The organism is Rhodopseudomonas sp. G2_2311 (genome assembly GCF_047501505.1).
Taxonomy (GTDB): domain Bacteria; phylum Pseudomonadota; class Alphaproteobacteria; order Rhizobiales; family Xanthobacteraceae; genus Rhodopseudomonas; species Rhodopseudomonas palustris_H.
Genome location: NZ_JAZDRK010000010.1, coordinates 159,035 through 170,005, shown reverse-complemented (window position 1 = coordinate 170,005; position 10,971 = coordinate 159,035). Strand labels below are relative to the sequence as shown.

Below are 10,971 nucleotides of genomic sequence, written 5' to 3'. Positions count from 1 at the left end.
CTCCCCACCCACGGGCTCAAAGGACTGCTTTCCCATGGCGCGCGATAAGATTGCTTTGATTGGCTCCGGCCAGATCGGCGGTACGCTGGCACATTTGATCGGGCTGAAACAGCTCGGCGACGTGGTGCTGTTCGACATCGCCGAGGGCGTGCCGCAGGGTAAGGCGCTCGACATCGCAGAGTCTTCGCCGGTGGACGGTTTCGACTCCAAGCTGACCGGCGCCAACTCCTACGAGGCGATCGAAGGTGCCCGCGTGGTGATCGTCACTGCCGGCGTGCCGCGCAAGCCGGGCATGAGCCGTGACGATCTGCTCAGCATCAACCTCAAGGTGATGGAGCAGGTCGGCGCCGGCATCAAGAAGTATGCGCCCGACGCGTTCGTGATCTGCATCACCAACCCGCTCGACGCGATGGTGTGGGCCCTGCAGAAGGCCTCGGGCCTGCCGGCCAAGAAGGTCGTCGGCATGGCCGGCGTGCTCGACTCGGCGCGGTTCCGTTACTTCCTGGCCGACGAGTTCAACGTCTCGGTCGAAGACGTCACCGCCTTCGTGCTCGGCGGCCATGGTGATACCATGGTGCCGCTGGTGAAGTACTCGACCGTCGCCGGCATTCCGCTGCCCGACCTGGTCAAGATGGGCTGGACCTCGCAGGCGCGCCTCGACGAAATCGTCGACCGCACCCGCAACGGCGGTGCCGAGATCGTCAACCTGCTGAAGACCGGCTCGGCGTTCTACGCCCCGGCGTCGTCGGCGATCGCGATGGCCGAGAGCTATCTGAAGGACAAGAAGCGGGTGGTGCCGGTCGCGGCCCACCTCAACGGCGAATACGGCGTCAAGGACATGTATGTCGGCGTTCCGGTGGTGATCGGCGACAAGGGCGTCGAGCGTATCGTCGAGATCGAACTGGCCGGCAAGGACAAGGAAGCGTTCGACAAGTCGGTCGCTGCCGTTCAGGGTCTTGTCGAGGCCTGCAAGAAGATTGCGCCCGATCTGCTCGGTCGCTGAGGAACGTCTAACCAAACTGACTGCGCCGGCTCCTTGAGGGCCGGCGCAGTGTCGCGGTTCAACCGGCTGGATGCGATCTGGCGAGGGGCAATTCCATGAATATTCACGAATACCAGGCCAAGGCGGTGCTGCGCGAGTTCGGCGTGCCGGTGGGGCACGGCTTCCCGATCTTCAAGGCGTCCGAAGCGGAAGCCGCTGCTAAGCAGCTCGGCGGCCCAGTCTGGGTGGTGAAGAGCCAGATCCACGCCGGCGGCCGCGGCAAGGGGAAGTTCAAGGAAGCCTCGGCCGGCGACAAGGGCGGTGTCCGCCTCGCCAAGTCGATCGACGAGGTCAAGGAATTCGCCAAGCAGATGCTCGGCGCCACGCTGGTGACGGTGCAGACCGGCGCCGACGGCAAGCAGGTCAATCGCCTCTACATCGAGGAAGGCTCCGAGATCGACAAGGAGTTCTACCTGTCGCTGCTGGTCGATCGCGCCACCTCGCGGATCTCCTTCGTGGTCTCCACCGAGGGCGGCATGTCGATCGAAGACGTCGCTCACGAGACCCCTGAGAAGATCGTGTCGTTCACCGTCGATCCGGCGACCGGCATCATGGGTCACCACGGCCGCACCGTCGCCAAGGCGCTGAACCTCAAGGGCGACCAGGCCAAGCAGGCCGAAGCGCTGGTGGCCAAGCTGTACGCCGCGTTCGTTGCCAAAGACATGGACATGCTGGAGATCAACCCGCTGGTGCTGACCAAGCAGGGCGATCTCAAGTGCCTCGACGCCAAGATCTCGTTCGACGGCAACGCTCTGTACCGCCACACCGACATCCAGGCGCTGCGTGACGAGACCGAGGAAGACGCCAAGGAAATCGAAGCGTCGAAGTACGACCTCAACTACGTCACCCTCGACGGTACCATCGGCTGCATGGTCAACGGCGCCGGCCTCGCGATGGCGACGATGGACATCATCAAGCTGTACGGCATGTCTCCGGCCAACTTCCTCGACGTCGGTGGCGGCGCCAGCAAGGAGAAGGTGACGGCGGCGTTCAAGATCATCACCGCCGATCCCAACGTGAAGGGCATCCTGATCAACATTTTCGGTGGCATCATGAAGTGCGACGTGATCGCCGAGGGTGTGGTCGCTGCGGTCAAGGAAGTCGGTCTCGACGTGCCGCTGGTGGTCCGCCTCGAAGGCACCAATGTCGAAGCCGGCAAGAAGATCATCAAGCATTCCGGCCTCAACGTGCTGCCCGCCGACAACCTCGACGACGCCGCGCAGAAGATCGTCGCCGCCGTGAAGGGAGCCTGAGGCCGCTTCTCGGCCTCTCCGCTGCCTCCGACCATTCCGTTCGACCGCGAAAGCATCACCGACCATGTCCATTCTGATCGACAGCAACACCCGCGTTATCTGCCAGGGCTTCACCGGCAAGAACGGCACCTTCCATTCCGAGGCGGCGATCGCCTACGGCACCAAGATGGTCGGCGGCACCTCGCCGGGCAAAGGCGGTTCGACCCACCTCGGCCTGCCGGTGTTCGACACCGTCCGTGAGGCGCGCGACAAGACCGGGGCTGACGCGTCGGTGATCTACGTGCCGCCGCCGGGCGCCGCGGACGCGATCTGCGAAGCGATCGACGCCGAGATCCCGCTGATCGTCTGCATCACCGAGGGCATTCCGGTGCTCGACATGGTGCGGGTGAAGCGGTCGCTGAACGGTTCGAAGTCGCGCCTGATCGGGCCGAACTGCCCGGGCGTGATGACCGCCGGCGAGTGCAAGATCGGCATCATGCCGGCCAACATCTTCAAGCCGGGTTCGGTCGGCATCGTGTCGCGTTCCGGCACCCTGACCTATGAGGCGGTGTTCCAGACCTCGGCCGAGGGCCTCGGCCAGACCACCGCGGTCGGCATCGGCGGCGACCCGGTCAAGGGCACCGAGTTCATCGACGTGCTGGAGATGTTCCTGGCCGACGACAAGACCGAGTCGATCATCATGATCGGCGAGATCGGCGGCTCGGCCGAAGAAGACGCCGCCCAGTTCCTGATCGATGAGGCCAAGCGCGGCCGCAAGAAGCCGATGGTTGGATTCATCGCCGGCGTCACCGCCCCTCCCGGCCGCCGCATGGGCCACGCCGGTGCGATCATTTCGGGCGGCAAGGGCGATGCGGCTTCGAAGACCGCCGCCATGGAAGCGGCTGGCATTACGGTGTCGCCGTCGCCGGCGCGGCTCGGCAAAACGCTTGCCGAAAAATTGAAGTCCTAATTCAAACCTTGTGTCGTTCCGAGCTTACATTTCCCTAGAATAGGATAAAAGGTGCACTATGTTGCTGATCCGGTAACCGGATCAGCTTATCGCGATTAAGTCGCGATCTCATAATCAGGAAGCAATCATGTCTCGCCAGGACGCGAATGCCGCTTTCGCCCTATCTTCGTTTCTGCAGGGCGCCAACGCCACCTACATCGACGATCTTTACTCCCGGTATGAAAGCGATCCGTCCTCGGTCGATGCCGACTGGCAGGCATTCTTCCAGAGCCTCAAAGACGCCCCCGGCGACATCCAAAAGAACGCCGAGGGCCCGTCCTGGGAGCAGGCGAACTGGCCGCTAACCCCGCGGGACGAGCTGACCTCGGCGCTCGACGGTAACTGGAATCAGGTCGAAAAGGCCGTCGGCCAGAAGATCCAGGCCAAGGCCCAGAGCCGCGGCGTCGAACTGTCCTCCGCCGACGTGTTGCAGGCCACCCGGGACTCGGTCCGGGCCCTGATGCTGATCCGCGCCTACCGTATGCGCGGCCATTTCCACGCCAAGCTCGATCCGCTCGGCCTGTCGCCGGCGAAGGATCACGAGGAGCTGGACATCCGCTCCTACGGCTTCACGGAAGCCGATCTCGACCGCAAGATCTTCCTCGATCACGTTCTTGGCCTCGAATACGGCTCGCTCCGCGAGATCGTCGCGATCTGCGAGCGCACCTACTGCCAGACCATGGGCATCGAGTTTCTGCACATCTCCAATGGTGCGCAGAAGGCCTGGATCCAGGAGCGGATCGAGGGTCCGGATAAGGAAATCAGCTTCACCCGCGAGGGCCGGCGCGCGATCCTGATGAAGCTGATCGAGGCCGAAGGCTTCGAGAAGTTCTGCGATCTGAAGTTCACCGGCACCAAGCGGTTCGGTCTCGACGGCGGCGAAGCGCTGATCCCGGCGCTGGAGCAGATCATCAAGCGCGGCGGCAACCTCGGCGTCCGCGAAATCGTGCTCGGCATGCCGCATCGCGGCCGCCTCAACGTCCTGACCCAGGTGATGGCCAAGGCCCACCGGGCGCTGTTCCACGAGTTCAAGGGCGGCTCCGCCAACCCGGACGAGGTCGAAGGCTCGGGCGACGTCAAATATCACCTCGGCGCGTCGTCGGACCGTGAGTTCGACCACAACAAGGTCCACCTGTCGCTGACCGCCAACCCGTCGCACCTCGAGATCGTCGACCCTGTGGTGCTCGGCAAGGTGCGCGCCAAGCAGGACCAGCACGGCGATCTGCCCGAGGAGCGCATCTCGGTGCTGCCGCTGTTGATGCACGGCGACGCTGCGTTCGCCGGCCAGGGCGTGGTCGCCGAGTGCTTCGCGCTGTCCGACCTGAAGGGCTACCGCACCGGCGGTTCGATCCACTTCATCGTCAACAACCAGATCGGCTTCACCACCTATCCGCGCTATTCGCGCTCCTCGCCGTATCCGTCGGATGTGGCGAAGATGATCGACGCGCCGATCTTCCACGTGAACGGCGACGATCCGGAAGCGGTGGTGTTCGCCGCCAAGATCGCGGTCGAGTACCGGCAGAAGTTCCACAAGCCGGTCGTCATCGACATGTTCTGCTACCGGCGGCACGGCCACAACGAAGGCGATGAGCCGTCGTTCACCCAGCCGCTGATGTATCGCAAGATCGCCGGTCACCCGACGACGCTGGAGATCTACTCCAAGCGCCTGATCGCCGATGGCGTCATCACCGAGGGCGAGGTCGAGAAGGCGCGGGCCGATTGGCGCGCCCGGCTCGACGCCGAGTTCGAGGCGGCCTCCAGCTATCGCCCGAACAAGGCCGACTGGCTCGACGGCAAGTGGGCCGGCTTCAAGTCGGCCGACCAGGACGAAGAACCGCGCCGCGGCATCACCGGCGTCGATCTGCCGACCCTGAAAGAGATCGGCCGCAGGATCACCAAGGTGCCGGAGGGCTTCCGCCTGCACCGCACCGTGCAGCGATTCCTCGAGAACCGCGCTCGCGCGATCGACTCTGGCAATGGCCTCGACTGGGCGACCGGCGAAGCGCTGGCGTTCTGCACCATGCTGCTGGAAGGCCATCGCATCCGCCTCTCTGGTCAGGACTCCGAGCGCGGCACTTTCTCGCAGCGCCATTCGGTGCTGATCGATCAGGAAGACGAGACCCGCTACACCCCGTTCAATCACCTCTCGCCCGACCAGGGGCACTATGAGGTGATCAACTCGCTGCTGTCCGAAGAAGCGGTGCTCGGCTTCGAATACGGCTACTCGCTGGCCGAGCCGAACGCGCTGACGCTGTGGGAAGCCCAGTTCGGCGACTTCGCCAACGGCGCGCAGGTGCTGTTCGACCAGTTCATCTCGTCGGGCGAGCGCAAGTGGCTGCGCATGTCGGGCCTGGTCTGCCTGCTGCCGCACGGCTACGAGGGTCAGGGTCCCGAGCATTCGTCGGCCCGTCTGGAGCGCTATCTGCAGATGTGCGCCGAAGACAACATGCAGGTGGTGTATCCGACCACGCCGGCGAACTACTTCCATGCGCTCCGCCGTCAGCTCAAGCGCGAGATCCGCAAGCCCTTGATCCTGATGACGCCGAAGTCGCTGCTTCGCCACAAGCGGGCGGTCTCGCGGCTCGAAGAGCTCGGCCCCGATACCAGCTTCCACCGCGTGCTGCTTGACGACGCGCAGACGCAGTCGGACGACAAGACCAAGCTGGTGGCGGACGCCAAGATCCGCCGCGTCGTGGTGTGCTCGGGCAAGGTCTATTACGACCTCTACGACGAGCGCGAGAAGCGCGGCATCGACGACGTCTATCTGCTGCGCGTCGAGCAGCTCTATCCGGTGCCGGTCAAGACGCTGGTGCACGAGCTGTCGCGCTTCAAGGATGCGGAGCTGGTGTGGTGTCAGGAAGAGCCGCGCAACATGGGCGGTTGGCACTTCATCGAGCCGTATCTGGAGTGGGTGCAGAACCAGATCGAAGCCAAGCATCGCCGGCCGCGTTACGTCGGCCGACCCGCTTCGGCAGCCACTGCGACCGGCCTGATGTCGAAGCACCTGGCGCAGCTCAAGGCGTTCCTCGACGAAGCGTTGCGTTGACGCATCGGGCCGCCGCCTGACGGCGGCCCTTCGGTTTTTCCTGAGTTTGGATCACGGGGCGGGCGCCGGCGCGACAGCCGCGACGCTGCAAAAGGACGAAGACGATGACTGAAATTCGCGTTCCGACGCTCGGTGAATCGGTGACCGAGGCGACCATCGGCCGCTGGTTCAAGAAGCCGGGCGAGGCGGTGGCTGTCGATGAGCCGCTCGTCGAGCTCGAAACCGACAAGGTGACGATCGAAGTGCCGGCCCCGTCGGCCGGTACCCTCGGCGAAATCGTTGCCAAGGATGGTGAGACTGTCGCGGTCGGCGCGCTGCTCGGCCAGATCACCGATGGCGCCGCCCCGGCCAAGCCGGCCGCCGCGGCTCCGGCGAAGGCCGCTGCCCCCGCTGCTGCACCTGCTCCGACGGCTCCGGCCCCCGCGGCTGCTCCCGCCGCCAAGGCTCCGCCATCGGACGCGCCGCTGGCCCCGTCGGTGCGCCGGCTATCGACCGAGAGCGGCGTCGATGCCTCGACCGTGCCAGGCTCCGGCAAGGACGGCCGCGTCACCAAGGGCGATATGCTGGCGGCGATCGAGAAGGCGGCCTCCGCGCCGACCCCGGTTAGCCAGCCCGCCGCCGCCGTGCAGGTCCGTGCGCCATCCCCGGCCGACGATGCCGCGCGTGAAGAGCGCGTCAAGATGACCCGGCTGCGCCAGACCATCGCGCGCAGGCTCAAGGAAGTTCAGAACACCGCCGCGATGCTGACGACCTTCAACGAGGTCGACATGACCAACGTCATGGCGCTGCGCGCGCAATACAAGGACGTGTTCGAGAAGAAGCACGGCGCCAAACTCGGCTTCATGGGCTTCTTCACCAAGGCCTGCGTTCAGGCCCTGAAGGACATCCCGGCGGTGAACGCCGAGATGGACGGCACCGACTTGATCTACAAGAACTACTACCACATCGGTGTCGCCGTCGGCACCGACAAGGGCCTCGTCGTGCCGGTGGTGCGCGACTGCGACGAAAAATCGATCGCCGACATCGAGAAGAGCATCGTCGACTACGGCAAGCGGGCCCGCGATGGTCAGCTCAAGATCGACGAAATGCAGGGCGGCACTTTCACGATCACCAATGGCGGCATCTACGGTTCGCTGATGTCGACCCCGATCCTGAACGCGCCGCAGTCCGGCATTCTCGGCATGCACAAGATCCAGGAACGTCCGGTTGTGATCGGCGGCAAGATCGAAGTCCGCCCGATGATGTATCTGGCGCTGAGCTACGATCACCGCGTGATCGACGGCAAGGAAGCGGTGACCTTCCTGGTCCGCGTCAAGGAGAGCCTGGAAGATCCCGCGCGTCTCGTGCTGGATCTCTGAGACTGGAGTAAGTGCCGGCGGCGCGTCCCTGCGCGCCGCCGCTGACCTTGGGGGAAACGATGCCGCCGATGCCGACCGAGATCACGGTGCTGGGCTGGAGCGTGGTGCTGCTGATCGTGCAGATGTTCCTGGCTTCGATCCCGACGACCATGGAGCTCGGCGGCGACTATCAGGCGGGGCCCCGGGACGAGCCGCGAACGCCGAAAGGCCGCTTCGCCGGCCGCGCCAACCGCGCCTTCCGCAATCTGCTTGAAACCTATCCGGCGTTCGTTGGTCTGGCGCTGGCGTTGGCGGTCACCGGCAAGACCGGCGGCTACGCCGCCACGGCTTCGGTAGTCTGGCTGATCGCCCGCGCATTGTATGCGCCGCTGTACATCATCGAAATCCCGTTCGCCCGCAGCATTGTGTGGTTCGTGTCGCTGCTGGCGCTGATCGCGATGCTGGTCCGGCTGCTGAGCTGAGGCGCCCATGAACGATCGCGTCGTCATCATCACGGGAGGCAGCCGCGGGATTGGCCGCGCCACGGCGCTGGGTTGTGCGAAGCGCGGCTTCAAGGTCGTGATTGGCTACGCCAGCAATTCCGCCGCGGCTGACGAGGTGGTGACCGAGATCGCAGCCAGCAACGGCAAGGCGATCGCGGTGAAATGCGACGTCGGGCACGAAGAGGACATCCTGGCGCTGTTCGCAGCAGCGGACGCCTTCGGTCTGCTCGGCGCGCTGGTCAACAACGCCGGCATCGTCGGCCCGACCGCACGGGTCGACGAAATGTCGGCCGAACGCATCCAGCGCATCATGGCGGTCAACGTCACCGGCAGCATTCTGTGCGCCCGCGAGGCGGTGAAGCGGATGTCGACCCGGCACGGCGGCCAGGGCGGCGTGATTATCAATCTGTCGTCGGTCGCGGCGAAGCTCGGCTCGCCGAACACCTATGTGGACTACGCAGCCTCCAAGGGCGCTGTCGACTCGTTCACGGTCGGTCTCGGTCACGAAGTCGCCGGCGAGGGGATTCGCGTCGCGGCGATCCGGCCCGGCCTGATCGACACCGAAATTCACGCGTCCGGCGGCGATCCGGAACGCGCCCACCGGCTCAGCGTCAATGTGCCGATGAAGCGCGTCGGCCGCGCCGAAGAAATCGCCAACGCCGTCGTCTGGCTGCTGTCGGACGAGGCTTCCTATGTCACCAGCGCCATCTTCGACGTGTCGGGGGGACGATAGTCGCTCCGGCGCCAACTCACAGGATTGATCTATGGCCACCTACGATCTCGTCGTCATCGGTACCGGCCCCGGCGGCTACGTTTGCGCGATCCGCGCGGCTCAGCTCGGCCTCAAGGTGGCGGTGGTGGAAAAGAACCCGACGCTCGGCGGCACCTGCCTCAATGTCGGCTGCATGCCGTCGAAGGCGCTGCTGCACGCCTCTGAGCTGTTCGAGGAAGCCGGGCATTCGTTCGCCAAGATGGGCATCGGCGTGTCGGCTCCGAAGCTCGATCTGCCGGCGATGATGAACTTCAAGCAGCAGGGGATCGACGGCAACGTCAAAGGCGTCGAATACCTGATGAAGAAGAACAAGATCGACGTACTGGCCGGCAGGGGCAAGATCCTCGGCACCGGCAAAGTCGAGGTGACGGGTGCCGACGGCAAGGCCACCAGCGTTGAGACCAAGTCGATCGTGATCGCTTCCGGCTCGGCAGTGGCTCAGCTCAAGGGCATCGAGATCGACGAGAAGCGCGTGGTGTCGTCGACCGGCGCGCTGTCGCTCGACAAGGTGCCGGGCAAGCTGATTGTGGTCGGTGCCGGCGTGATCGGACTCGAGCTCGGCTCGGTGTGGCGCCGTCTCGGCGCCGAGGTCACCGTGGTCGAATTCCTCGACCGCATCCTGCCCGGCATGGACGGCGAGGTGGTCAAGCAATTTCAGCGCATCCTCGAAAAGCAGGGCTTTGCATTCAAGCTCGGCGCCAAGGTCACCGGCGTCGACACCTCGGGCGCTAAGCTCGCCGTGAAGGTCGAGTCGGCGGCCGGCGGCAATCCGGAGACGCTGGAAGCCGACGTCGTGCTGGTTGCGATCGGCCGCGTTCCCTACACCGAAGGCCTCGGCCTGAAGGAAGCCGGCGTTGCGCTCGACGAGCGCGGCCGGGTGGTGATCGACGATCACTTTGCCACCAGCCTGAAGGGCGTGTACGCGATCGGCGACGTGGTGCGCGGTCCGATGCTGGCCCACAAGGCCGAGGACGAAGGCGTCGCGGTCGCCGAGCTGATCGCCGGCAAGGCCGGCCACGTCAATTACGATGTCATTCCGGGCGTGGTCTACACGACGCCGGAAGTGTCGAGCGTCGGCAAGACCGAAGAGGACCTCAAGCAAGCCGGCGTCGCCTATACGGTCGGCAAATTCCCGTTCACCGCCAACGGACGCTCCAAGGTCAACCAGACCACCGACGGCTTCGTGAAGATCCTGGCCGACGCCAAGACCGACCGCGTTCTCGGCGTTCACATCATCGGCCGCGAGGCCGGCGAGATGATCCACGAAGCAGCCGTGCTGATGGAGTTCGGCGGTTCCGCCGAGGATCTGGCACGCACCTGCCACGCCCATCCGACCCGCTCGGAGGCCATCAAGGAAGCCGCCCTTACGGTCGGCAAGCGCGCCATCCATATGTGACGGAGAGCCGGCGGTGGCCGGCGCGACGGATGGTGGCGTGATGAAAGGTCGATTGTGGCAGCCCCTGTGGGTGCTGCTGGCGGTTCTGTTCCTGATCGAGGCGTGGTTCTGGGACCACGTCGAGCCGCTGATAGCGCGTATCGTCGCGCTGATTCCGCTGCGCGAGCTCAAAGAGCGGCTGGCGCGCTGGGTCGACCATCTGTCGCCTGCGATGACGCTGCCGGTGTTTCTGGTCCCGGTGGCGCCGCTGTATCCGTTGAAGCTGTTCGCGCTGGCGCTGCTCGCCCAAGGCCACTGGATCGCCGGCCTCGGCATCTTTGCGGCCGCGCAGGTGTTCGGCCTCGGCGTTGCCGCCTTCATCTTCGACGTCACCAAGCCGAAGCTGCTGCAGCTTCGCTGGTTCGCCGCCACCTATCGCTGGGTGATCGAACTGCGCGCCAAGGCGCATGCCATCGTGGCGCCGATCATGGCCCAGATCCGGGCCAAGCTCGCCGAGCTGCTGAAGGGTGACGGCGACGGCTGGGGATCGAAGGCGCTGCGCCGGATCGGCGCGCTCCGCCGGCGCATTCGCACGGCGCGGTAGGCTCAGGATTCAGATCGCTCCATCGCGCGAACCGAGGCTCGGTCCGCGCGA

At 65.2% G+C, this 10,971-nt stretch carries 9 protein-coding genes; all 9 read left to right on the top strand.

Annotated features, from left to right (window positions below; genetic code table 11):
- Window positions 1-34 precede the first annotated feature (34 nt).
- A complete protein-coding gene (gene mdh, locus VRZ08_RS15170) occupies window positions 35-1,003 on the top strand; it encodes a malate dehydrogenase (RefSeq protein ID WP_107342444.1) in 969 nt (322 codons plus the stop codon).
- A 95-nt stretch (window positions 1,004-1,098) separates the two neighbouring features.
- Window positions 1,099-2,295 (top strand): ADP-forming succinate--CoA ligase subunit beta, encoded by a 1,197-nt coding sequence (gene sucC / locus VRZ08_RS15165; RefSeq protein WP_107342443.1) that lies wholly within the window; start codon window positions 1,099-1,101, stop codon window positions 2,293-2,295.
- Window positions 2,296-2,359: 64 nt separating this feature from the next.
- The gene (gene sucD / locus VRZ08_RS15160; protein WP_012493972.1) at window positions 2,360-3,244 is read left to right on the top strand and encodes a succinate--CoA ligase subunit alpha; all 885 of its coding nucleotides are present in this window, start codon (window positions 2,360-2,362) and stop codon (window positions 3,242-3,244) included.
- Between the two features lie 127 nt (window positions 3,245-3,371).
- On the top strand, window positions 3,372-6,329 hold the full coding sequence (locus VRZ08_RS15155) for a 2-oxoglutarate dehydrogenase E1 component (protein WP_107353803.1): 2,958 nt from the start codon (window positions 3,372-3,374) through the stop codon (window positions 6,327-6,329).
- Window positions 6,330-6,433: 104 nt separating this feature from the next.
- Window positions 6,434-7,687, top strand: a complete 1,254-nt coding sequence (gene odhB, locus VRZ08_RS15150; protein ID WP_414533067.1) for a 2-oxoglutarate dehydrogenase complex dihydrolipoyllysine-residue succinyltransferase — start codon at window positions 6,434-6,436, stop codon at window positions 7,685-7,687.
- A gap of 59 nt (window positions 7,688-7,746) precedes the next feature.
- Window positions 7,747-8,148 carry an MAPEG family protein gene (locus VRZ08_RS15145; protein ID WP_107346371.1) on the top strand — a complete coding sequence of 134 codons (402 nt, stop codon included), beginning with the start codon at window positions 7,747-7,749 and terminating at the stop codon, window positions 8,146-8,148.
- A gap of 7 nt (window positions 8,149-8,155) precedes the next feature.
- Window positions 8,156-8,902, top strand: a complete 747-nt coding sequence (locus VRZ08_RS15140) for an SDR family oxidoreductase (protein WP_414533066.1) — start codon at window positions 8,156-8,158, stop codon at window positions 8,900-8,902.
- Between the two features lie 31 nt (window positions 8,903-8,933).
- Window positions 8,934-10,337 carry a dihydrolipoyl dehydrogenase gene (gene lpdA, locus VRZ08_RS15135; protein WP_414533065.1) on the top strand — a complete coding sequence of 468 codons (1,404 nt, stop codon included), beginning with the start codon at window positions 8,934-8,936 and terminating at the stop codon, window positions 10,335-10,337.
- A gap of 40 nt (window positions 10,338-10,377) precedes the next feature.
- The gene (locus VRZ08_RS15130; RefSeq protein ID WP_107346370.1) at window positions 10,378-10,920 is read left to right on the top strand and encodes a hypothetical protein; all 543 of its coding nucleotides are present in this window, start codon (window positions 10,378-10,380) and stop codon (window positions 10,918-10,920) included.
- Window positions 10,921-10,971 lie beyond the last annotated feature (51 nt).

Coding starts and splice junctions, on each gene's coding strand:
- mdh (WP_107342444.1), top strand. CDS start 35: ATGGCGCGCGATAAGATTGCTTTGATTGGCTCCGGCCAGATCGGCGGT.
- sucC (WP_107342443.1), top strand. CDS start 1,099: ATGAATATTCACGAATACCAGGCCAAGGCGGTGCTGCGCGAGTTCGGC.
- sucD (WP_012493972.1), top strand. CDS start 2,360: ATGTCCATTCTGATCGACAGCAACACCCGCGTTATCTGCCAGGGCTTC.
- VRZ08_RS15155 (WP_107353803.1), top strand. CDS start 3,372: ATGTCTCGCCAGGACGCGAATGCCGCTTTCGCCCTATCTTCGTTTCTG.
- odhB (WP_414533067.1), top strand. CDS start 6,434: ATGACTGAAATTCGCGTTCCGACGCTCGGTGAATCGGTGACCGAGGCG.
- VRZ08_RS15145 (WP_107346371.1), top strand. CDS start 7,747: ATGCCGCCGATGCCGACCGAGATCACGGTGCTGGGCTGGAGCGTGGTG.
- VRZ08_RS15140 (WP_414533066.1), top strand. CDS start 8,156: ATGAACGATCGCGTCGTCATCATCACGGGAGGCAGCCGCGGGATTGGC.
- lpdA (WP_414533065.1), top strand. CDS start 8,934: ATGGCCACCTACGATCTCGTCGTCATCGGTACCGGCCCCGGCGGCTAC.
- VRZ08_RS15130 (WP_107346370.1), top strand. CDS start 10,378: ATGAAAGGTCGATTGTGGCAGCCCCTGTGGGTGCTGCTGGCGGTTCTG.